Here is a 23,475-nt window from a genome sequence, read left to right as displayed (position 1 = left end):
AAACGGAACGAGGCCCAAGCAGAACCGGGGCCTCGTTTTGTCTGGTGTCAGGCGCGGCTGATCTCGTCGAGATACCAGGTGATATAGCGCAGTTCGTTATATTCCATCGGTGCGATGGGACCAGGCTCGAAATAATGCGATTTCACGCCGCGCGCAGTGTGTTCGATGATCTTCTTGTCTTCCTCGGTGGTGACTTTCCACAGCCAGGTGAGGCGGTCCAGGTCATAATCAACGCCTTCCTCTGCGCCGTCTTTCACCAGCCAGATCAGCTCCATCTCGCAGCTGTCATGTGTTTTGGGGATGAAGCGGTAGATCATGCCGTGATCGGGATAGCAGACGAGGAAAGTTGTGCCGCCGAGATGGATCGAGGTCACGCCGCCATCATAATCGGTGAAACGCCCCATCAAAGGTGCGAGGGGGGAGCCATCCTCGGACCCGGTCGAGGCGCCCTCGTAAAGCGCATAGCGGAAGACATCGACCGCCTCGCCACCCCGGGATGAATTCTGCCAGTGATTGCCCGACAGTACGGAGAGCCCGAGTGCACAGCTCTTTTCCTCCATCGCGGCATTGAGACCGGCGATCACTTCGGGCGGCTGTTCCAGCGCATGGGTCTGTGAATATTCCGGATGCGCCGGGCCGCAGTGATAGCATTCGACATAATTCTCGACCGCGAGCTTCCAGTTCGCGGCAATCGGGTAGGTCTCGCGATGGGCGACCTTTGCCGCGCCCCAGCCATATTGGCCGATACTGGCGTGCAGGGATTGCTCCACTTGCGTGAAATCCAGCGGGTCTTTCGCGAAGGAGATGAAGACCAGCCCCTCGACCACCTTCACATGTACTTTTTTCAGCGCATGGGCGGCGCGGTCGAAATCCTTCGGCATCAGCCGGGCCGCGCGCAACGCGCCGTCCAGCGTATAGGTCCAGGCGTGATAGGGGCAGACGAACATCTTCGCATTGCCCTTGTCTTTGGTGCAGACCTCGGCTCCGCGATGGCGGCAGGAATTCAGGAGCCCATGCACCTCGCCCTGCATATCGCGTGTCAGGATGACCTGTTCATCGCCAAGGCGGAACAGCTCGAAATCGCCGGGATTCGGGATTACGCTTTCGTGGGCCAGACAGTGCCAGTGGCGGCGGAACACCCGCTCCATGTCGCGGGCAAAGACATCCGGATCCATGTAGAAATCCCGCACGAGGCCATGGCCCGGGCGGTGATCCGCGATCAGCCGCGAAATGGCGTCGGGCCTTTGGTCCGGGGTGGAAAAACTATCGTCGTGAAGCGCGCCCAATCTGGCCTCCTGCTGGTTTGTTTGCTGCCCCGGGTGACCGGAGACGCCGGGCTCCGGTCCGGTGCGGACCTGCCAAAGCGCTCCTGACTGCCCGCCGCAGCCACGCTGATTTCCGCCTCAGGGCTGGTTTCCGGACATCAGGCCTGTCCCCTTTCGCGAACAGAAATGGCACCTTCCCGGCTGCTCCTCCAGCCAGTGGGTCCCGTCATGCAGCGAAGCGCCGCACCCGTTGCGGGGGCAGCGCCGGCATCGGCCCGGCTTCCCAATTCTCCTTCATACCTCCCGATATGGTGGCACCCTGATCTGAGGCGATCAGAGCAGGCGCTATGTGAAAAACTGTCCTGTCTGCGGCAAATTATGTCGAAATTGATCGGGGGCCCGGAATGTGATGCGTTTCAGGCTGCGGCCCGCGCTCCGTCGCCCGGCTGAGGGCGGGACTGTGCGCGAAACTAGGGCAAAAAGTGCTTCCGCTCATGGCTGATCACAACCAGGGCAAAGCGGGTCCTGGCGCGCTGCCCGGCGATCAGTGCTGTGACGAGGCCTCTGCCTTTCTCTTCGGGCACCGAGGCGGGCGGACCCGGCTGCAGGCGGTCGGGTGGCGTCGCGCGCGCCCGGGCAGCACCAGCGCGACGTTTTGCGCCGCCGTCAGACCGGGAAACAGCCGAACGTTTGTAAAGGCAAAGCAGACGCGAAGGGCAGGACTGCGGCCCGGACAGGGGAGCGCGACATGGACCGCCGCCCCCGCCTGGGCGGCCAGCGCATGGACGAGGCGCCTGGGCCGTTGGCCCGTCACTGCGTGGTGACGCCGAGATCAAAGGCAGGATCGGGCAGGGCGCCACCAGGGGCATCGGGGGCAAGGGTATCCGCGCAGCCAGAGGCCGCCGGTGGTGCGATATTGTCCATTCATCCTCTGACCCGTCAAACCCGACAGTTGAGCCGGAAAGCAGCGACGGTTCCCTGCCTTGCGGGGCCGGTCTTTCCTATGAACGGGTTTGCCGGGTCTCAGGGGGCCACTTCCGCCTGTTGCGGATCCGCTGGCTGTCCTGTTCCCTGCCATTTCCCCTGGCCGGCGTGACATGGGCCAATGGGCCCTGGGTCAGAAGGGCTTTACCACCACGGCCCAGAGGATGGCGATTACGGCAAAGACGCTGATTTCGTTGAAGATCCGCAGGAACAGGTCGCTCTCGCGGAATTCGCCGCGCCGTGCCCGCCAGACCATGCGGCCGGTCCAGATGTAATGGATCACCAGAAGCGCGACGAGGCTCAGCTTCAGATGCAGCCAGGGGTCAAACCCCCACCAGCCGAAAGCCAGCCAGAGCCCGGTCGCAATGGCGATCACCATCAGCCCGGCCGAAAATCGGTAGAGCCGCAGGGTCAGATCCCCGAGCGGTCCGAAAGCGCCAAGGCTGGCCCATTCGCGCTTCCAGTAGATCAATGCGCGCGGCACCGCGAAGATCGAGGTCATCCAGCCCATCACGGCCAGAATGTGAATGATTTTGATCCAGTCCATCGGCTCAGGTGGCAGATTTCCCCCTCTTTGTTCAAGGGAGAAACTGTCGCAGGGCCTCAGTAGCCCCGGGTTCGGTCCACCAGATGGAGGAGGGGCTCGCCCGTTTTCGCGCGGCGGATGTTTTCGGCAATCACCTGTGAGGCGGTCACCGCGCGCGTATCGGCGGCGACATGAGGGGTGATGGTGACCTTTGGATGCGCCCAGAACGGGTGGTCCTGCGGCAGGGGTTCGATCCGGAAGACATCCAGCGTGGCATGCGAGATCTGGCCGCCATCAAGCGCCGCGATCAGCGCGGCATCGTCAATCAGCGGGCCACGGCCGGGATTGATCACCACGGCGCCCGGGGCCGTCATCGCAAGCGTGTCTGCATTGAGGATATTCTGCGTGTCCGGCGTGTTGGGCAGCAGGGTGATGACGATCTGCGCATCGCGCAACGCCTCCTGCAAGCCGGCCTCACCATGAAAGGTTGCGAGGCCCGGGATGGATTTCGGGCTGCGGCTCCAGCCTTTGACCGGGAAATTCAGTGCCTGAAGCGCGCGGGCACATGCAAGGCCCAGTTCGCCCAGGCCAAGGAAGGTGACCGGGCGCTGGCGGGCAATGGGCGGGCAGGCGTGATCCCAGATATGGCCAGGATTGACGATATGTCGGTCCATGCCGAGATGATGACGCAACACATGGCCGGTGACATATTCCACCATGCTCTCGGTCAGGCCCGGATCGACCATCCGGGTCAGCGGCTGTGTGAGACTTTGATTGCCCACGATGCGCTCGACCCCGGCCCAGAGCGACATGACCGCTTTCGCGCGGGTGAAGGGCGCGAAATCCTGCAAAGGCGAGGTGGGCGCATAAAGGATATAGTCGATCGCTGCAGGGTCGGGCGCCTCGGTGACGATATCGGCGCTGATACCGGCCGCCTCAAGTGCTGCGGGCAGGAAGGGTTCATATTCATCCCAGCCGGGAGCGGAAAAGAAGATCTGTGTCATGGGCGCGAGCCTGCGTCGCGCTGCGGGATTTGTCCAGAGGGGGTGCCCCTTCGGGTCGCTTTGCGCGTTCCGCGCGGCGCGTATTCAAGTCAGGGAAAAGCCCGTTTCTCCCTGATCCGGATACCTGAGGTCTGGCTGCCCTTCAGCGCGGCCGGTGGACATGGGCGCTTTGCATCAACCCAAAGCCCACAAGGATCACCAGCATGGCCGAGCCGCCATAGGACATCAGCGGCAGCGGCACGCCGACCACCGGCGCCATGCCCATCACCATCGACAGATTCACCGCGATATAGAAGAAGAAGTTGGCGGCGACCCCGATGATCAGCAAGGACGAGAACCGGTCGCGGTTTTGCAGCGCCGAGATCATGCAGAACCCGATGATCAGCGCATAAAGCACCAGGAGCGAGAAGGCCCCGACAAAGCCGAATTCTTCGGCCAGCGGCGCGAAGATGAAGTCGGTCTGTTTTTCGGGCAGGTAGTTCAGCCGCGACTGGGTTCCCTGCATGAACCCTTTGCCCGACCAGCCACCGGAGCCCAGCGAGATCTTGGCCTGCATGATATTATAGCCGGCCCCCAGCGGATCGGCGGAAGGGTCGAGGAAAGTGTCGATCCGGCGGAACTGATAATCATGCAGGAGTTGCCAGTCGGTGCCGCGGCTCTGGAAGATCGCGGCCACCGCGCCGACGACCATCGCGATCACGGCGGCGAAATACCAGTAGCTGACACCTGCCGCGAACATCACCGCCGCCCCCGCCATCAGAAGCATCAGCGAGGTGCCAAGGTTTGGCTGCATCAGCACCAGCACCGTCGGCGCGCAGGTCAGCAGCACCGGGAACAGCACCCAGAGCGGCCGGGACACTTTGCGGATATCAAGCCAGTCATAATAGGCCGCCAGCATCAGAACGAGGCTGAACTTCATCATCTCGGAGGGCTGGAGCCGCAACGGCCCGATATCGATCCAGCGTTGCGCACCCATCCCGATCACGCCGTAAAGATCGACGATGATCAAAAGCACGAAAGAGGTCAGATAGGCGATCCCCGCCATCGAGCGCCAGAACCAGACCGGCACCATGGCCACCATGAACATCAATACCATGCCCACGGCGAACACCTGGGCCTGGCGCCGGGCCCAGAGATTGAAATCCCCGCCCGCCACCGACCAGAGCATGAGGATACCCACCGCCGAGACCGCCGAGACCAGCACGATCACCTGCCAGTTCAGGTAAAGCACCTTGCGGATGCCGGTCGGAGCCTGTTTCAGGCGGTTCTCGAAAAATGCCATTGGCTCAGGCCTGATCGGAAGTGGTGAGGGCGCCGGTCTCGGGGTCGCGCAGCGGCAGGTCTTTCAGCATCGATTCGATCCGGCCGCGCTGGTCGGAAGGGTAGGCGGCGAGGGGAGGGCGGCCTCCTGCAAGGGCCGCAAGGATCACATCGCGCGCAACCGGCGCCGCGACGGTCGAGCCACCGCCGCCATGCTCGATGATCACCGCCACCGCATAGCGCGGATTGTCATAGGGCGCATAGCCCACGTAAAGCGCATGGTCGCGCCGCCGCCAGGGCAGTTGTTCGTTGCGGATCACACCCTGGCTGCGCTCGGCCGCGCTGATGTTCCGGACCTGGCTGGTGCCGGTTTTGCCGGCAAGGATCATGGTCGGATCGACGATCCGGGCCGAGCGTGCGGTGCCCGCCTGGCTGTTGACCACATCCCACATCCCCTGGCGCATCGCCGCAAGGTGGCGTTCTTCAATCCCGAGCGAGGCCGGTTCAGGCGCGGCAATCTCCTTCCCGTCGATCATTCGCACGAGTCGCGGCTCTACCGCGCGGCCCGAGGCGATCCGCGCCGTCATCACCGCCAGTTGCAAAGGCGAGGCCAGCACATAGCCCTGACCGATCGAAGCGTTGATCGTGTCGCCGATCCGCCAGTCCTGGCCGTAGCTTTCCTGTTTCCAGGCGCGGTCGGGCATGGTGCCCGGCACAATCGCCGACATCGGCAGATCATGGCGGTTGCCAAGCCCGAGACGGCGACCCATTTCGGCCATCTTATCGATGCCGACCTTTTGCGCGATGTCGTAGTAATAGACGTCGCAGCTTTTCTGCAGGCTCTGGGTCAGAGACAGGGTGCCATGGCCGCCCCGGCTCCAGCAGTGGAAACGGCGGCCGCCGAATTCCAGATAACCCGGGCAGCGCACCTTATGGCCCAGCTCAATCGCACCTGAATCAAGCGCCGCCAGCGCGGTGACCATCTTGAAGGTCGATCCGGGTGGATAGGCGCCCGAGACCGCCTTATTCGCCAATGGCCGGTGGTCGTTTTCGGTCAGGCTGGCATAATCGGTATGGCTGATGCCGCGCACAAAAAGGTTCGGGTTGAACGAGGGCGCCGAGGCACAGCACAAGAGATCACCGTTCCGGACATCCATCACCACCACGGCGGCGCTTTCACTGCCGAGGCGGGCCTGGGCGAAATTCTGCAGATCGGCGTCGATGGTCAGGCGGATATCGCCGCCGGCGACACCTTCCTCGCGGCCAAGTTCGCGCATCACCCGGCCAAAGGCGTTCTTTTCCACCTGGCGGGTGCCGGCACGACCGCGCAGAACTTTCTCCATCCAGCGCTCGGTCCCGATCTTGCCGATCTGGAACTTCGGCAGTCTGAGGATCGGGTCGGGATCCTCCTGCTCGTCGAGATCCTTTTGCGACACCGCGCCGACATAGCCGACGACATGGGCGAAATCATAGCCGCGCGGATAGATCCGCGACAGGCCGACCTCGGGGATCACCCCCGGCAGCGCCGGCGCATTGATCGCAACCTTCGAGAAATCATCCCAGTCGAGCCGGTCTTTAACCACGACCTTCACATGCGCCGCGTTCTTCTTCACATCGGCCAGCGTCTGGTCCAGCTCTTCTGAGGTCATGGGGATCAGCCCGGCAAGGCGGTGCATCACCCGATCCACATCGCCCGCATCCTCGCGGGTGATCACCACGCGGTAATTCTGTTCATTCCCGGCGATCAGCTTGCCATTGCGGTCCTGGATCAGGCCGCGGCCCGGTGGGATCAGTTCGATCGAGATGCGGTTTTCTTCGGCCAGAAGCTTGAATTCCTCGGCCTGGTCGACCTGGAGATAGCGCATCCGCACGCCAAGCGCCGCCACCATCGCCGTCATGCCGCCGCCCAGCAAAAGGCCCCGCCGCGTGATGCTGCGGGCGCTGTCTTCCGCGTCTTTTTGCGTGCGTCTCATCAGGTCACCCGTTCACAAGCGTCTGCCGAAATCATCCACCTCACCGGTGGCGGGTTTTCTCAGATCAAAAGCCAGGCGCGACAGGCCCACCACCAGCGGATAGGCGAGGATCGACCACAGCACCTGGACCACGGCGAATCCGAAAGGCGGCAGATCAACAAGGGTCAGCGTAAGCGCCAGCCGCTGCGCCAGCAACATCGCGATCATCAGCCCCGAGGCCAGCAGCCATTCGACGGCGAAATTCATCTCACGCGTCAGCGCATGGCGGCCGCGCAGGAATTCGGACGCGAGCACGACCAGCGCCGTCCACAGCCCCGGCGGGCGCAGCAGCAACAGATCCTCGATCAGCAGGACCGGCGCGATCAGCCAGACCGGCAGGAAATCGGGACGGCGCATCATCCAGGCAATGATCAGGCATAACAGCAGATCCGGCCCGGGAAACCGGCCCACTGCTGTGCTGAGCGGCAAAAGCCGCACAAAGAGAAACAGCCCCGCCAGCGCCAGGAAAAGCAGCCGGTATCCCCAGGGATCCATCTGCATCCGGCCGATCATTCGGCAGCCCCCCGGACAGCTGCATCGCCGCCCTCGGCATAGCCGGATCCGGTTTCGCCGATTTCACCTGTGCCCGTGGCGGGCTGGGCGGCGGCCTCGCGTTCGCCATCAACCGTGGCCACGGGGACAGAGGGCAGCGGCGGCGCTATCAGCTGGCCCGGATCAAGGATCGGCTCCAGTTCATGGCTGCGAAGCACGCGCAGGAATTCAAGACGCTGGTAATCGGCGGCGAGCACCACCCGCAGCCGGCGGTCCGAGCCCATCGCCACCTGGCCGACCAGCAGGCCGGCGGGAAAGACACCACCATCCCCGGAGGTCACGACCCGGTCGCCCGGACGAACCTCATCGGTGGTCTCGATGAAATCGAGAAGCGGCAGGGGGCTGTTATCGCCCGACAAAAGCGCCTTTTGTCCCGAAGGCTGAATGGTCACCGGAATGCGGCTTGAGGTGTCGGTGATCAGGATCACCCGGCTCGTGCGGGCGCCAACGCCCGAGATGCGGCCAACCAGGCCGATGCCATCCATCGTGGCCCAGCCGTCGCGGATGCCATCGCGCTCGCCGACATTCAGCAACACCGACTGGCGAAACGGGCTGCCACTGTCTGCCAGCACCACACCGGTCACATGGGTGAGTTTCGGGTCGAGCCGCACATGGTTCAGATCCAGAAGCCGCGCATTCTTCTGCTCCAGCTGAAGGGCGGCCTCTTTCCACGCCTTCATCTGCTGCAATTCGCGCTTAAGCTCCTGGTTTTGTTCATAGATGCGGGTATAGGACTGAAAGTCCTCGATCATGGTCATGGCGCGTGTCACCGGCACCAGTGCCCATTCCATATTGGGGATCACCGCATCGACCAGCGCCGCGCGGAAGCGCTCTACCCTCGGGCTGTCGATCCGCCAGAGGATAAAGATCCCCAGAAGTGCCGCCACCAGCAGCCCGACCAGCAGCCGCCGCACGGGGCGGGAAAACTCTTCTGATCCGCTACGGCTTCTCGACACGCGCGCGCCCCGGTGGTGCTTGAAATGGGTTTGCCAGTGGAAACGGGGCCTGGATGACCCCGGGCTGATTCAACTGGGCCGGCTCAGATATCGTATTCGATCACATGCCGGAGTTGCTTTTCATATTCCAGCGCTTTGCCGGTGCCGAGAGCAACACAATTCAGCGATTCATTCGCGACCGAGATCGACAGACCGGTCTGTTCGCGCAGCGCCAGATCCAGATCTCCCAGAAGCGCGCCGCCGCCGGTCAGCATGACGCCACGGTCAACGATATCAGCGGCCAGGTCCGGCGGCGTTGCCTCCAGCGCCTGCATCACCGCGTCACAGATCTGCTGCACCGGTTCGGCCAGCGCCTCGGCGACCTGAGCCTGGCTGATCTCGGTTTCCTTCGGCACGCCGTTCAGGAGGTCACGGCCCCGGATCTGCATGACCGCGCCGCGCCCGTCATCGGGCATCCGGGCCGTGCCGATCGACGTCTTGATACGCTCGGCCGTCGAATCGCCGATCAGCAGATTCTGGTGGCGGCGCAGGTAAGAGACGATGGCATCATCCATGCGATCACCGCCGACACGGACCGAACGCGCATAGACGATATCGCCCAGCGAAAGCACCGCGACCTCGGTGGTGCCGCCGCCGATATCGACCACCATATTGCCGGTGGGTTCGGTGATCGGCATGCCGGCGCCGATGGCCGCGGCAATCGGCTCCGACAAGAGCCCCGCGCGTTTCGCACCTGCCGAGATCACCGACTGGCGGATGGCGCGCTTTTCCACGGGGGTCGCGCCATGCGGCACACAGACGATGATTTTCAGCCGGGTCCAGGTGCCACGACGAATGACTTTGCGGATGAAATGCTTGATCATCTCTTCGGCGGCTTCGAAATCGGCGATAACGCCGTCGCGCATCGGGCGGATCGCCTCGATGGAGCCTGGCGTCCGGCCCAGCATCAGTTTCGCATCTTCGCCGACCGCGAGGACCTGCTTTTTGCCGTCCTTGGTGTGATAGGCCACTACTGATGGCTCGTTCAGGACGATGCCCTTGCCACGGATATAGACAAGCGTGTTCGCCGTGCCGAGGTCGATCGCCATGTCCGACGAGAAGATTCCGGGGATAAGCGCCATGCGGGCAGCGTCCTTCGTGTCCTGTGGATCGCGTCCCGCGCCGGGCAGATGGCGGGAAAACGACCTGTTGCACCCGCGACTCAGAGAACTCCGGCGGGCGCCTACATATAAAGAGACACAGAGTTTTGTGAAAGCCCGTGGGGACGGTTCCGGCACACATCTGCGTGCATAAAACCGGCTTGCAGTTTTGCGATATTCTATGCGTCAAAACGGGCAAATTCTGCCAGTAAATTTTACATTTTACGACATTCGGCCAGAGACGCACCCCGACTCCGGCTAAAGGGCCGGGCGCGCAGTTACGGCAGCCATCGGCAATGGTGCCCGGAAGCCGCTTTCGGGAATCGGGCAGCGGGCATACGGATGAGGCAGGGGAAGAGGGCCGGGCAAGGCGGGATGTGCCACCTTGTCCTGCCCCTGTCCGGTCCGGAACCGTTACGGCGCGTCGCTGTAGGAGACCGATTTCAGATCGTCATTCGGCGCCGATTTGGTGCGGCGCACGATCAGACGGTTCAGCGCATTGATATAGGCCTTCACGCTGGCGACGATGGTGTCGGTATCGGCCGACATGCCGGTGACGATGCGACCGTCTTCTTCCAGCCTGACCGAAACCGTGGCCTGGGCATCGGTGCCCGCCGTCACCGCCGCCACCTGATAGACCTGCAGCCGCGCCTTATGCGGGAAGAGCTGTTTCACACAGTTAAAGGCCGCATCGACCGGGCCATCGCCGGTCGCATCAACATGGTGATCCACCCCATCGACCGAGAGCACCATATCCGCCTCTTGCGGCCCGTCGGTACCGCAGACCACCCGCAGCTTCTTCAGAACCAGCGTATCATGCGCGTCCAGGGTCTGCTCATCGGCGACCAGGGCCAGGATATCCTCGTCAAAGACCTCTTTCTTGCGGTCGGCCAGCGCCTTGAACCGCACAAAGACATCATTCAGCTGGTTGTCGGCCAGATCATAGCCCAGCTCCGCGAGTTTCGAGCGCAAAGCGGCGCGGCCCGAATGCTTGCCCATGACGATGTTCTTGGCATTCAGCCCGATATCCTCGGGGCGCATGATCTCGAAGGTCTCGACGTTTTTCAGCACGCCGTCCTGGTGGATGCCGCTTTCATGCAGGAAGGCGTTTTTGCCGACGATGGCCTTGTTCGGCTGCACCACAAAGCCCGAAACTGTGGCGACGCGGCGCGACAGATGCATGATCTTCGTGGTGTCGATCGCGGTCCGGTAGGGCAGGATGTCGTTCCTGACCCGGAGCGCCATCACAACCTCTTCCAGCGCAGTATTGCCGGCACGCTCGCCCAGGCCATTGATCGTGCATTCGATCTGGCGCGCGCCGGCCTCGACTGCGGCGAGAGAGTTCGCGGTCGCCATGCCCAGATCATTATGGCAATGGGTCGCGAAAATGATCTCATCGGCGCCGGGCACACGTTCCAGCAGCATCCGGATGATCTTGGCCGATTCCATCGGATAGGTATAGCCGACGGTGTCGGGAATATTGATCGTGGTGGCCCCGGCTTTGATCGCGATTTCGACCACGCGGCAGAGATAATCCGCCTCGGTCCGGGTCGCATCCATCGGTGACCACTGGATATTGTCACACAGATTGCGCGCATGGGTCACGGTCTGGTGAATGCGCTCGGCCATCTGGTCCATATCCAGATTGGGAATGGCGCGGTGCAGCGGTGAGGTGCCGATAAAGGTGTGAATGCGCGGCGATTTCGCGTGTTTCACCGCTTCCCAGGCGCGGTCGATATCTTTGAAATTGGCGCGGGCGAGGCCACAGATGGTCGAGGTCTTCGCGTTTTTCGCGATCTCGGAAACCGCGGCGAAATCGCCCTCCGAGGCGATCGGGAAACCCGCCTCGATGATATCGACGCCCATCTCGTCGAGCAGGGTCGCAATCTCCAGCTTTTCGGCATGGGTCATGGTGGCGCCGGGCGATTGCTCGCCATCCCGCAACGTGGTGTCGAAAATCATGACGCGGGGTTGTTGGGCGGATGTGTCAGCAGTCTGTGCCATGGGGGTAGTCCTTGGTCTTGTCGTCTCAGCCATGGCCCGAAATACAGGATCGGGCCGGTTCTCAGGCCGGGCGCTTGGTCACATCCGAGCGGTCGCGCCCGGAGGCCCGCTCAGACGAGGCTGAGAAGAAGGAGACCGGGGGCTTTTCCATGCGGCAGGAGCGGGCAGGAGCCCGGCTGCGGCAGGAGTATCTGATGCGATCCCGTGTTCATGGTTCGGGACTATACGCAAGATACGCGTCCTGAAAAGGGCCAGAGCGCATTTTTCTGACCCGCGCCTCAATTTTTCGTCGGGTTTCTGGCTGATTGCGGAAGCCTCCGGCGGGGATATTTAAGGACAGATGAAATACCTTAGCTGATTTCATCTGTCTCTAAATATCCCGGGGGTGAGCCGCGCAGCGGCGAGGGGGCAGCGCCCCCTCTGCCCGGCCCAGTTCAGGGCGCGGCGGCAGGTGCAGGATCTGTCAGGATGCCATCCTGCCAGATGCCTTCCGCGATCTGGCCGGTTTTATAGGTCATCTTACCCTGTCCATGCCGCTTATCGGCTTTGAAGGCACCCTCATAGACATCGCCCGTGGCATAGGTGGCGACACCCTCGCCTTCGCTCTGGTTGTTCACCCAGTCACCGGTATAGCGGTAGCCCTCGGTTGTTGTGAGCTCGCCCTTGCCATCGCGCTTATCGGCTTTGAAGTCACCCTTGTAGACGGTGCCATTGGCAAAGGTTGCGATGCCATTTCCATCGCGCAGGCCCGCTTTCCACGATCCTTCATAGCGGTAGCCATCGGGGCGGGTCATCACGCCCTGGCCATCGGGGCGGGCTTTGACGAAATTGCCTTCATAGACCTGGCCATTGGCGTAAGCCGCGCGGCCCTTGCCCGCGATCACCCCATTCACCCAGTCGCCCTGATAGGTGGACTTGTCGGGATAGGTGATCGCGCCTTCACCATGCGACTGATCCGCCTTCATTGCGCCGACATAGACCGAGCCATCGGGATAGGTGACCGAGCCGGTCCCCTCCATCTTGCCGGCGACCCAGGATCCCTCATAGCGGAAGCCGTCAGGCGTCGAGAATTTGCCCTGGCCATCGCGCTTGTCAGCTTTGAAATCGCCCTCATAGACATCGCCTGCCTTATGGCTGGCTATGCCTTTTCCTTCGCGTTTGCCGTTGACGAAAGCGCCCTCATAGATATCGCCATTGGGCTGGGTCAGCTTGCCTTCGCCATTGATCTGGCCCTGCGCCCAGCCACCGGCATAGACCAGCCCGTTCGGCATGGTCAGCGTGCCAAGGCCCGAGCGCTCATCCGCCCGCATCGCGCCCTCGTAAACGGTGCCGTCGGAATAGGTGAGCTTGCCGCTCCCCTCCTTGACGCCATTCACCCAGTCGCCCTCATAGCGGTAGCCGCCCTCATTTTGCAAAATACCCTTGCCGTTTCGCTGCCCGTTCAGGAAGGCCCCGGTATAGGTCGCGTTATTGGGATATGTGGCCGTGCCCTCGCCGGTCATCTTGCCTTCGATCCAGTCACCGTCATAGGTGCCGCCATCGGCAAAGGTGATCTTGCCGCGTCCCTGAGGCTGGCCTTTCTCAAAGGCGCCCTCATAGACCGATCCGTTCGGATAGCGTGCCCGGCCCTGGCCCCTGATCTCGCCATCGACCCAGTCGCCGGAATATTCATATCCGTTGGGGAGGCGGTAGGTTCCCTTGCCATGCTGACGGCCGTTTCTGAAGGTGCCTTCATAAACCGATCCGTTGTCATATTGCTTGGTAATGACCTCGCCATCAGACTGGGCGAGGGCAGGGCCGGAGGACAGGGCCAGACAGGTGGCGAGCGGCGCGGCAAGTGTGGCGGCGTAAAGGGATGCCGTGAATTTGCGCATTGCAGGTTGTCTCCGGTGTCGTTTGCGCCCGCAGCCTAAGCAGGGGAAGCCGCCCATGTCCAGACATCAGGCCGCGCATCTGCGTGAGGCTTTCCTGCCCGCCCCGATCTGCTAGAAGCGGTGGGGCGAGAGGCGCGATAAGGACATGATGATGACCGATACATTCCGGTTCCTCCTGGTGCAGGCCAATCCGGTCTTGGGCGATATCGCCGGCAATGCCGCAAAGGCCCGCGCTTTCTGGGAGGAGGGCAAGGCCGCCGGCGCCGATCTGGTTGCGCTGACCGAAATGTTCATCACTGGCTATCAGACCCAGGATCTGATCCTGAAGCCAGCCTTTCACCAGGACGCCATCCGCGCCATCGAGGCGCTGGCAGGCGACTGCGCCGACGGCCCCGCGCTTGGGATAGGCGGGCCGGTTCTGGCGAATGGTCAGCTTTTCAACGGCTATTACATCCTTGAAGGCGGTAAAATCTCTGCCCGGGTGCTCAAGCACCATCTGCCGAATGACGCGGTTTTCGATGAGAAGCGGCTGTTTTCCGCCGCCGATGTCACCGGCCCCTATGTGGTGAAAGGCGTCCGTATCGGTACGCCGATCTGCGAAGATGCCTGGCACCCCGATGTCGCCGAGACGCTGGCCGAGACCGGGGCCGAGATCCTTCTGATCCCGAATGGCTCGCCCTATCATCGCGGCAAGCCCAATCTGCGGCTCAATCTCATGGTCGAGCGCGTGGTCGAGACCGGGCTGCCACTGATCTATCTGAATATGGTCGGCGGCCAGGATGATCAGGTGTTTGACGGCTCGTCGATGGTTCTCAACCGGGGCGGGCGGCTCGCGGTGCAGATGCCGCAATTCGACGAGGTCAGCACGCTGGTGACCTTCCGCCGTGGCGCGGAAGGCTGGGAGGCCGATCCGGGCGAGATCGCCAGCATTCCCCCGATCGGTGAGGCCGATTACCGCGCCTGCGTCATGGGTCTTGGCGATTACATGCGCAAATCCGGCTTTTCCAAAGCGGTGCTGGGCCTGTCGGGTGGTATCGATTCCGCAATTGTCGCGGCGATTGCCGCCGATGCGCTCGGACCTGCAAACGTGCATTGCGTGATGCTGCCTTCGGAATATACCAGCGCGCATTCGCTGGAAGACGCGGCTGAGGTCGCGCGGCTTTTGGGGGCGAAACTCGACACCGTGTCCATCGTGGGCGCGCGCGGGGCGGTGGGAGAGGCATTGGCGCATGTCTTTGCAGGCACCGGGCCGGACGTGACCGAGGAAAACATCCAGTCCCGCCTGCGCGGGCTGATGCTGATGGGAATATCGAACAAATTCGGCGCGATGCTGCTGACCACAGGGAATAAATCCGAAGTCGCGGTCGGCTATTGCACCATCTATGGCGATATGAATGGCGGCTATAACCCGATCAAGGACATGTATAAGACGCGGGTCTTCCTGACGGCGCGGTGGAGGAACGAGAACCACCGGCCCTGGATGAAAGGCCCGTCCGGCCCGGTCATGCCGGAACGTGTGATCACGAAACCGCCATCCGCCGAGCTGCGCCCCGATCAGCGCGATGATGACAGCCTGCCGCCCTATGAGGTGCTGGACGCAATTCTTGAAGGGCTGATCGAGAATGACCTTTCGGTCGCAGATCTGGTCGCGAAAGGCTTCGCACGCGAGACGGTGAAGCGGGTCGAACACCTCGTCTGCATCTCTGAGTGGAAGCGGTTCCAGGCAGCGCCCGGCGTGCGGCTGACCCAGAAAGCCTTCTGGCTCGACCGCCGCTATCCGATGGTGAACCGCTGGCGCGACAGCTCCGGCGCATGACGGGCGCGCTTTATATCGGAGCCGCAATCGCTGAAATCGCCGGCTGCTTTGCCTTCTGGGCCTGGTGGAAACAGGGCGCGGCAGCGCTCTGGCTGATCCCCGGCACGCTGGCGCTGATTGGTTTCGCCTGGTTTCTGGCCCTGACACCGCCCGAACATGCGGGCCGCTCTTACGCAGCCTATGGCGGCATCTATATCTGTGCCTCGCTCGCCTGGCTCTGGTTCGCCGAGGGCGAGGCGCCACGCGCGACCGACATGATTGGAGCCGCCCTTGCTTTGGCCGGCGCCGCAGTCATCCTCTGGGGCGCGCGGCCGGTCTGAGGACCAACTCCCCTGTTCCGCCACTGCGTCTCTGGCTGATGGCGGAAGCCTCCGGCGGGGATATTTAAGGACAGATGAAAACCTCGGCTGATTTCATCTGTCTCTAAATATCCCGGGGGAGTCCTGGAACGGGACGGGGGCAGCGCCCCCTTGCCCGGCTGCGGCCGTCACACCGTATGCAGATAGAGATCGAAATCGACTTCGGAGACCGTCCGCATCACCCGGCCATATTCCGCCGCCTTGATCGCGGTAAAGGTGCGGTGCATGTCTTCCCCGAGTGCCTCTTTCAGGAAGTCCGACTGCTTCGCCGCATCAATCGCTGATTTCCAGTCAGAGGGGATCGCGCTGGTGCCGGCCTCCTCATAGCCATTTCCGGTGGTTTCCGGGCCTGGGTCGATCTGGTTTTTCATCCCGTGCCGGATCCCCGCCAGCACGGTGGCGCCCACCAGATAGGGGCTCGCGTCAACGCCCGAGGGGCGATGCTCGATCCGGCGCGCACGGATGTCACCTGCCGGGATCCGGAGCGCGACCGAACGGTTGTTCACTCCCCAGGTCGGCGAGACCGGCGCGTAGGATTGCGAGGCAAAGCGGCGCCAGGAATTGGCATGCGGCGCGAAGACCAGCATCGATTCCGCCATCGTTTCTTTCAGCCCGCCAAGCGCGTGGCGGATGGCCTCATTCCACTGGCCCTCGACCTCTTCGCGGAAGATGTTCTTGCCCGAGGCGTCCTGCATCGAGACGTGGAAATGCATCCCCGACCCGGCGTAATTCTCGTTCGGTTTGGCCATGAAGCAGGCGGTCACGCCATGGGCGCGGGCCTGGGCGCGCACGATCCGCTTCAGCCGCACCACGTCATCGGCCGCCTGCATGACATTCTCGCGGTAATGCAGCGTCAGCTCATATTGGCCGGGCGCATATTCCGAGATCATCGTCTCGGCATTGATCCCTGCCGCCTTCGCGCCTGCGTAAATATCGGAAAACAGAGGCAGCATACCATGGAGGTGGTCGACGGAATAGACCTCGGTCTTCCGCGATGCGCGACCGTCCAGCACATCGCGGGCGGGCTGCATCTTGCCATATTGGTCGCGCGTGTTCTCGAGCAGGAAGAATTCCAGCTCGAAGGCTCCGGCGGGGTAAAGACCCTCTGCGGCAAGCGCCCCGACCTGGGCTGCCAGCGCATGGCGCGGGTCGGAGGTCATCGGCGCGCCGTCCAGCGTATACATCGACATGAAGACCTCACCGCGGGGCGGGGTGGTCCCGTGCAGGGCCACCAGCGTGCCGGGGATCGGCCAGGCGCGCAGATCGCCATCGCCCTGATCCCAGATCAGCCCGGTCTCATGCACATCCTCGCCGCAGATATCGAGGCCGAGGATCGAGATCGGCAGATGGCGGCCGGATTTGTACAGACCCTCCAGCTCGTGTCGCCGGATGATCTTGCCCCGCCCGATGCCGTTGGCGTCATGCAGGATGATGTCAAAGGCCTCGATTTCGGGATGGGCGGCGAGGAAGGTTTCGGCCTCGGCCAGGGTGGAGCCGGAGGGGCTGGTCTCGGTCATCTCAATTTTCTTTCACGCCGGTTTTCTGGGGGGCAGGGAAAAGCTCGGCCAGAACGGCGGCGAAATGCGCGATCAGGCGATCAATCTGCCCTTTCGTTGTCACCGGGCTCACGAGCATCATATTGTGGAAGGGGGCGATCAGGCTGCCCCGGTTCAGAAGGCCCAGATGTACCGCTGCCTCGACGGCATGGTGATGGGCGAGACCGGCCTCGGTGCCGTTTTTCAGGGGCTCGGGCGCGCAGATGAATTCGACCCGGGCGCCGACACGCGCGACATGCCAGGGGGCCTGCGCCTTGCGGATCGCCTTGGTCAGCCCTTTCGCCAGCCGCGCCGCACCTTTTTCCATCCTGGCATAGGCTTTGGCCGTCATCACCTCCGAAAGGGTCGCCACCAGACAGGCGAATTGCATCGGATTGGCCGAAAGCGTTGTTCCCATGCCGGAATGGCCGGGCGCGCGGGCGGCATTGGCGGTGGCGTAGCGTTTCGCGACCTGGTCGCTCATGCCCCAGACCGCCGTCGGCATCCCCCCCGCCACGCATTTGCCGACAATGAACATATCGGGCGACAGCCCGTGCACGCCGGTATAGCCGCCCAGACCCGAAGAGAGCGTATGCGTCTCGTCGATCATCAGAAGCGCGTCATATTGCGAGGCCAGCCGGCGCAGCCCGGCGTGAAAGCCCGGCGCGGGCAGCACCATGCAGGAATTGGTCATCACCGGCTCGGTCAGGATGGCCGCGACATCACCTTGCGCCAGCGCCGCCTCGACGGCTGCCAGATCGTTGAATTCGACCGCTACCGCACCAGGCGTCAGATCGGCGATCTGGCCCAGAAGCCCCTGGCGGTTTTGCGTGACCCCATTGACCAGCTCGACCATGACGTCATCAACGGTGCCATGGTAACAACCGTTGAACACAAGGATCTTCGGCCGCCCGGTCACGGCCCGCGCCACTTTGATGGCAAACCGATTGGCATCGGTTGCGGTTGTCGCAATCTGCCACTGCATCTCGCCAAAGCGGTCCGAGAGCAGGCGCCCCGCCTCGGCCACGGCATCCGAGGGCAGCATATAGGTCAGCCCGCGCGTGGCCTGGGCGCGGATCGCACGCGCCACCGGGGCAGGGGAGTGCCCAAACATCGAGCCGGTATCGCCCAGACAGAAATCATCGATCTGATGCCCGTCAATATCGATGATCTGCGCGCCGCTGGCTTTCGCGATCACCGCGAGATGCGGCATCGGCCAGTCGGTCATCCAATGCATCGGCACGCCGGAAAGATAATGCTTTGCCGCAGCCCCCATCCGCGCCTTCGACTTCGGATGCGCCTTTGCGTAAGCCTTCGCCTCACGGGTGGCAAAGCGTTTCAAAATCCCGGCATCGACCCCGGCAATCTGTCCCGCATCGGCTTTGGTTTTCGGCATATCGGCGCTCTCCTGATCCGGTTCCGTTATCACGCAGAACTTGATCAAAAAGCAAGAGGGCCGCGCGGGCTCAGCCCCAGGCGCCTTCGAAATCCTCGGGCACCAGCAGGTTATGACGGCCCAGATCCGCCACATCCCGCTCGCCACAAAGCGCCATGGTGATATCCAGCTCGTCCCGGATCACCTCAAGCGCTTTTGTCACGCCCGCTTCGCCCATCGCGCCCAGCCCGTAAAGCCAGGGCCGCCCGATCATGCCGCCGGTCGCCCCCAATGCCAGCGCTTTCAGCAGGTCCTGGCCCGAGCGGATGCCAGAATCGATCCAGACCTCGCAGCGATCCCCGACCGCCCGCACAATCGAAGGCAGCATCCGGATCGAAGACAGCGCGCCGTCCAGCTGCCGCCCGCCATGGTTCGAGACCACGATCGCATCCGCCCCCACATCCACCGCCATCCGGGCATCCTCGGCGTCGAGAATGCCCTTGAGGATGAATTTCCCCTGCCACCGGTCACGGATCCGCTGCACCATCGACCAGTCGAGGCGCGGCTCGAACTGTTCCCAGGTCCAGGCGTTGAGGCTGGCGAGATCGTCGACGCCTTTCACATGGCCCATGATGTTACGGAAGGTGCGGCGCTTTGTGCGTGCCATCGCCAGGCACCAGGCCGGGCGGGTCATCATATTGAGAATATTGGGCAAAGTCAGCCGGGGCGGGGCGGTCAGCCCGTTTTTCAGATCTTTGTGGCGCTGCCCGATGACCTGCAGATCCAGCGTGACCACCAGGGCGGGGCACCCGGCCACCCTGGCCCGTTCGATGATGCCATCCACGAAATCCTCATCGCGCATGACGTAAAGCTGGAACCAGAACGGCCCCACACCCGCCTCGCTGAGGTCTTCGATGGAACAGATCGACATGGTCGACAGCGTGAATGGCACCCCGAAGCGCTGCGCCGCGCGCGCACCCAGAATCTCGCCATCCGCCCATTGCATCCCGGCCGATCCGGTGGGGGAAATCGCCAGCGGCATCGCCACCTGCTGCCCGATCATCTCGCCGCCCAGCCGGCGGTCGGACAGATCGCGCGCCACCCGTTGCCTGAGCCGGATCTGCGCGAAATCGGCGGAATTGTCATGGAAGGTCTGCTCGGTATAACTGCCGCTTTCGCAATACTCCCAGAACATGCGCGGCACCCGGGCCTGATGCAGGCGTCTGAGATCCTCGATACAGGTGATGACCGGCATGGCGGGTTCCTTCATCGCAATATGGTCTGGCCTGACGTGGCCGGTTCTGCCGCCTCAATCGCGGCGCGGGCGATCAGGGCCGGGATTTCCGCATGCAGACCAAGCGCCGGCAAAATCTGTCCGGGAAAGCCCGCCTGCGCCAGTGCCCCGGGCAGATCATGCACGACATGGCCGCCCGCCATCGCGAAAAACGGCAGGCAGATGGCCTCGGCGCTCCAGCCCGTGACATCGCGCAGAAAGGGCGCCTCTTCGATAAAGCCGCATTCCACCCGCCGCGCGCCGCTTATCCCCGCGATCCGTGCTGCCACCTGGCGCGCCACCTCCGCCGGTGCGGGGGAACGCCCCGAGCCATGCGCCGCCACCAGCACCTCCGCCGCGCCGCTTTCCGCCGCGATCCGGACGGCGAGATCCTGCACGTCCGGCATCATTCCCATCGGCGCCATCTGCTGCCAGCCGGTCACTCCGGCGGCCTCAAGGCGCGCGGGCACCGCGACTTTCGTGAACCAGCCCGCCGCCATGAAAAGCGGAAAGACCAGCCCCGGAACCTCCCCCGCCAGCCGCTCCAATGCGCCCGGCTCTGCAAGCGTTGCCGCCGAAACCAGCCAGCCCGGCAAATGCGCCGCTACACGCGCCGCCAGCGCCCCGACCTCTGCCGCTGCCGGCAAAGGATCAGAGGGCTGACCATGCGCAAGGATCATCAGAGAGCGGGCGCTGCCCCTTTTCCCTTGATTCAAATCCTCAATTTTGGCGCCAGCCACAGGCAGACCCTCTCAGAAATGCGCCCGGATCACATCCGCGAACAGCTTCGCCATCACGGGCGCCGCCTCGGCCTCGTAATGGATCCCATCCACGGCAGAAACCTCGATCTTGCCCGCCAGATCAACGAATGGCAGCCCGTTTCGGGCCGCGACAGCCCCGATTTCGCGGCCCAGATGCTGCGATTTCGCCTCGCCCCCGGCAAAGATCTGCGCCAGCGCGCCGGTCTCGCGAATGGGCGGTGGCGCGACCAGCACCACGCCCGGCGCACCGCCCATCGGCCCGGCGCCGCTCGCGCGGATCACCCGCACCAGCCGCTCCAGCGACAGCGCGATATCGCCGGCATTGACCGAAAACCGCTGTTTCAGATCATTGGTCCCGAGCATCAGCAGCACGACATCAATTGGCCTGTGGCTTTCGAGGATCGACGGCAGCACCGTCAGCCCGTTGCGATGCGCGCCTTCAATCGGGTCGTCATGCAGCGTGGTGCGCCCCGGATGGCCCTCGGGGATCACCTCCCAGCCGTCCAGATCCGCGGCGAGCAGGCTCGTCCAGCGGTGGCGATGCGCGAAACGCCCCATCGCGCCCGGCTCCGGCATCGGCATGGTGCCATGGGTGTTCGAATCGCCGTAAAGCAGCAGGGTCTTTGTCATTCGCTCACCTCTGTATTTGCAGGATCGAATATCACCCTGCCATCCGCCGCAACCACCGGCGCCGCAGGCAGGCGCGGCAGAATCGCGGCCACTGCAACCGACGGGCGGCAGAGCCTGGTGCCCTTTGATGTGACCACGAAGGGGCGGTTCACAAGGATCGGATCTGCGATCATCGCGGCGATTACAGCGTCTTCGCTGACATCCGCTGCGGTCAGGCCCAGATCGGACGCGGGCGTGCCCTTGTCGCGCAAGGCCTCGCGCGCGGTGATCCCGGCGGCCGTAAAAAGCCTGCGCAACTGTGGCTCTGTCCAGCCGGTTTTCAGGTATTCAACGACTTCCGGCTCTTCTCCCGCTGCGCGCAGGATTGCGAGCACATTGCGCGAGGTGCCGCAGGCGGGGTTGTGATAAATCGTGCTGACGGGGCTTTTCACGGGATCACCTCGAACCGGTCGACATCGATCATACCGTGATCGGTGATTTTCAGATGCGGGATCACCGGCAGCGCGAGGAAAGCAAGCTGCAAAAACGGCTCTTCCAGCACCACGCCGAGGCTTTTCGCCGCCGCGCGCAGCCGCACCAGCGCGTCGCGCACCACCTCGAAAGGCTCAAGGCTCATCAGCCCCGCGACCGGCAGCGCCAGCTCGGCCAGAACCTGGCCGCCCTCGACCACCACGAACCCGCCCTCGATCTCAGACAGCCGGTTCGCCGCCAGGGCCATATCGGCGTAATCGGCGCCGACCACCGCGATATTGTGATGGTCATGACAGACGGTCGAGGCAATCGCACCGCGTTGCAATCCAAAGCCTTTGACAAAGCCGGTGGCGCGGTTGCCGTTCCTGCCATGGCGTTCGATCACCGCGATGCGGATCAGGTCGCGGCTGAGATCGGGGCGCTTGTCGCCATCTTCCGGGGAGATATCGTATTTCAGGAATTCGGTGATGATCTTGCCGGGCAGAATGCCGATCACCGGGGTCTCGACCCGGTTTCCCGAACAGCGGAAATCGGCGGGTGAGACGCGTGGCGCCTTGACCGAATGGCGCGCGACCGGGGGCGTGGTCACCCTTGCGGCAAAGGCCGCCTCTGACAGTTCCACCCCGCCGGCGAAAACCCGCGCGACCCGGCAGGTCTCGAGCCCGTCGATCACCGCGATATCGGCGCGTTTGCCGGGCGCGATCAGTCCGCGATCCTTCAGCCCGAAGGCTTCCGCTGCCGAGAGGCTCGCTGCGCGGTAGACCGCAAGCGGCGGGCAGCCAAGGCTGATCGCGGTACGGATCAGGTAATCCAGATGACCATGTTCAGCGATATCCAGCGGGTTGCGGTCATCGGTGCAGAGACACAGATAAGGCGAATGCCGCTCGGTCAGGATCTCTGCCAGCGCATGAAGATCCTTTGATACCGAACCCTCACGGATCAGCACCCGCATCCCCTTGCGCAGCTTCTCCAGCGCCTCTTCCGCCGTGGTCGCCTCATGTTCAGTGCGGATGCCGGCGGCGATATAGCCGTTCAGGTCATTGCCGCGCAACAATGGCGCATGGCCGTCGATATGGCGACCCTGGAAGGCATTCAGCTTGGCCATGCAGCCAGGGTCTTTCATCAGCACGCCGGGGAAATTCATGAATTCCGCCAGCCCGATCACGCGCGGATGATCCATCAGCGGGATCAGGTCTTCGGCCTCAAGCTTTGCGCCTGCCGTCTCCATATGGGTCGAGGGCACGCAGGAGGAAAGCTGCACGCGAATATCCATCAGGGTTTGCGCTGACGCATCAAGGAAATAGCGGATGCCTTCGATGCCGCAGACATTGGCGATCTCATGCGGGTCGCAGATCGCGGTTGTCACCCCATGCGGGCCGACACAGCGGTCAAACTCAGACGGCGTGACCAGCGAGCTTTCGATATGGAGATGGGTGTCGATAAACCCCGGCACGAGGATCTGGCCGGCAAGGTCGATCTCGCGCCTGCCATGATAGGTGCCGAACGTGCCCACGATGGTATCGCCGCAGATCGCCACATCGCTTTCCACCAGATCGCCGGTGATCAGGTCAAAGAACCGTGCGCCCTTCAGCACCAGATCGGCCGGCACAAGCCCGCGCCCCTGGTCGATCCTGTCTTCTGTCCGATGACCGGCCTTAACTTCTGACATGACGACACCT

General features: G+C 63.2%; 19 protein-coding genes and 1 riboswitch. Of the genes, 2 read left to right on the top strand and 17 right to left on the bottom strand.

What is annotated here, in order from left to right:
• Nucleotides 1–47: 47 nt before the first annotated feature.
• The 10 genes from M3484_RS16685 to M3484_RS16640 form a co-directional block, all read right to left on the bottom strand.
• On the bottom strand, nt 48–1,286 hold the full coding sequence (locus M3484_RS16685; RefSeq protein ID WP_249498322.1) for an aromatic ring-hydroxylating oxygenase subunit alpha: 1,239 nt from the start codon (nt 1,284–1,286) through the stop codon (nt 48–50).
• Between the two features lie 104 nt (nt 1,287–1,390).
• Nucleotides 1,391–1,602: riboswitch (cobalamin riboswitch) on the bottom strand.
• A 780-nt stretch (nt 1,603–2,382) separates the two neighbouring features.
• Nucleotides 2,383–2,796, bottom strand: coding sequence for a CopD family protein (locus M3484_RS16680; protein WP_092898980.1), 414 nt, complete (start codon nt 2,794–2,796; stop codon nt 2,383–2,385).
• A gap of 56 nt (nt 2,797–2,852) precedes the next feature.
• Complete coding sequence (locus tag M3484_RS16675) at nt 2,853–3,779, bottom strand: 2-hydroxyacid dehydrogenase (protein WP_249498320.1); 927 nt, start codon at nt 3,777–3,779, stop codon at nt 2,853–2,855.
• 142 nt (nt 3,780–3,921) lie between these two features.
• A complete protein-coding gene (gene rodA, locus M3484_RS16670) occupies nt 3,922–5,061 on the bottom strand; it encodes a rod shape-determining protein RodA (protein WP_092898976.1) in 1,140 nt (379 codons plus the stop codon).
• Between the two features lie 4 nt (nt 5,062–5,065).
• The gene (gene mrdA / locus M3484_RS16665) at nt 5,066–7,012 is read right to left on the bottom strand and encodes a penicillin-binding protein 2 (RefSeq protein WP_249498318.1); all 1,947 of its coding nucleotides are present in this window, start codon (nt 7,010–7,012) and stop codon (nt 5,066–5,068) included.
• A gap of 12 nt (nt 7,013–7,024) precedes the next feature.
• Entirely contained in the window at nt 7,025–7,552 is a 528-nt protein-coding gene (locus M3484_RS16660; RefSeq protein WP_249498315.1) for a hypothetical protein, read from the bottom strand.
• Nucleotides 7,553–7,560: 8 nt separating this feature from the next.
• Complete coding sequence (gene mreC, locus M3484_RS16655; protein WP_249498313.1) at nt 7,561–8,559, bottom strand: rod shape-determining protein MreC; 999 nt, start codon at nt 8,557–8,559, stop codon at nt 7,561–7,563.
• A gap of 83 nt (nt 8,560–8,642) precedes the next feature.
• The gene (locus M3484_RS16650; RefSeq protein WP_092898968.1) at nt 8,643–9,680 is read right to left on the bottom strand and encodes a rod shape-determining protein; all 1,038 of its coding nucleotides are present in this window, start codon (nt 9,678–9,680) and stop codon (nt 8,643–8,645) included.
• 432 nt (nt 9,681–10,112) lie between these two features.
• Entirely contained in the window at nt 10,113–11,702 is a 1,590-nt protein-coding gene (locus M3484_RS16645) for a 2-isopropylmalate synthase (protein ID WP_092898966.1), read from the bottom strand.
• A 434-nt stretch (nt 11,703–12,136) separates the two neighbouring features.
• Complete coding sequence (locus M3484_RS16640; RefSeq protein WP_249498310.1) at nt 12,137–13,576, bottom strand: hypothetical protein; 1,440 nt, start codon at nt 13,574–13,576, stop codon at nt 12,137–12,139.
• A gap of 151 nt (nt 13,577–13,727) precedes the next feature.
• Here M3484_RS16640 and M3484_RS16635 point away from each other — a divergent pair, with 151 nt between their 5' ends.
• Nucleotides 13,728–15,392, top strand: a complete 1,665-nt coding sequence (locus M3484_RS16635) for an NAD+ synthase (protein ID WP_092901907.1) — start codon at nt 13,728–13,730, stop codon at nt 15,390–15,392.
• Complete coding sequence (locus M3484_RS16630; protein ID WP_249498308.1) at nt 15,389–15,712, top strand: YnfA family protein; 324 nt, start codon at nt 15,389–15,391, stop codon at nt 15,710–15,712. The genes M3484_RS16635 and M3484_RS16630 overlap by 4 nt, the downstream gene beginning before the upstream one ends.
• A gap of 167 nt (nt 15,713–15,879) precedes the next feature.
• Here the strand turns inward: M3484_RS16630 and M3484_RS16625 are convergent, their stop codons facing one another.
• The 7 genes from M3484_RS16625 to ade all read right to left on the bottom strand — a co-directional run bounded on the left by M3484_RS16625 (nt 15,880) and on the right by ade (nt 23,465).
• Nucleotides 15,880–17,268: a glutamine synthetase family protein gene (locus tag M3484_RS16625; RefSeq protein ID WP_092898960.1), complete on the bottom strand. Its 1,389-nt coding sequence runs from the start codon at nt 17,266–17,268 to the stop codon at nt 15,880–15,882.
• 1 nt (nt 17,269) lies between these two features.
• Nucleotides 17,270–18,682 (bottom strand): aspartate aminotransferase family protein, encoded by a 1,413-nt coding sequence (locus tag M3484_RS16620; protein WP_249498306.1) that lies wholly within the window; start codon nt 18,680–18,682, stop codon nt 17,270–17,272.
• 70 nt (nt 18,683–18,752) lie between these two features.
• Entirely contained in the window at nt 18,753–19,916 is a 1,164-nt protein-coding gene (locus tag M3484_RS16615; protein ID WP_249498304.1) for an alpha-hydroxy acid oxidase, read from the bottom strand.
• Between the two features lie 11 nt (nt 19,917–19,927).
• Nucleotides 19,928–20,614: a CbiX/SirB N-terminal domain-containing protein gene (locus tag M3484_RS16610; RefSeq protein ID WP_249498298.1), complete on the bottom strand. Its 687-nt coding sequence runs from the start codon at nt 20,612–20,614 to the stop codon at nt 19,928–19,930.
• A gap of 72 nt (nt 20,615–20,686) precedes the next feature.
• Nucleotides 20,687–21,325 (bottom strand): GDSL-type esterase/lipase family protein, encoded by a 639-nt coding sequence (locus M3484_RS16605; protein WP_249498291.1) that lies wholly within the window; start codon nt 21,323–21,325, stop codon nt 20,687–20,689.
• Nucleotides 21,322–21,756 carry an arsenate reductase (glutaredoxin) gene (gene arsC / locus M3484_RS16600; RefSeq protein WP_249498284.1) on the bottom strand — a complete coding sequence of 145 codons (435 nt, stop codon included), beginning with the start codon at nt 21,754–21,756 and terminating at the stop codon, nt 21,322–21,324. The genes M3484_RS16605 and arsC overlap by 4 nt, the downstream gene beginning before the upstream one ends.
• A complete protein-coding gene (gene ade, locus M3484_RS16595; RefSeq protein ID WP_249498282.1) occupies nt 21,753–23,465 on the bottom strand; it encodes an adenine deaminase in 1,713 nt (570 codons plus the stop codon). Before ade ends, arsC begins: the two co-directional genes overlap by 4 nt.
• Nucleotides 23,466–23,475: the final 10 nt, after the last annotated feature.

Source organism: Pseudomonas sp. GX19020, from assembly GCF_023371075.1.
GTDB lineage: Bacteria > Pseudomonadota > Alphaproteobacteria > Rhodobacterales > Rhodobacteraceae > Pseudogemmobacter.
This window is presented reverse-complemented; position numbering and strand designations above follow the sequence as displayed.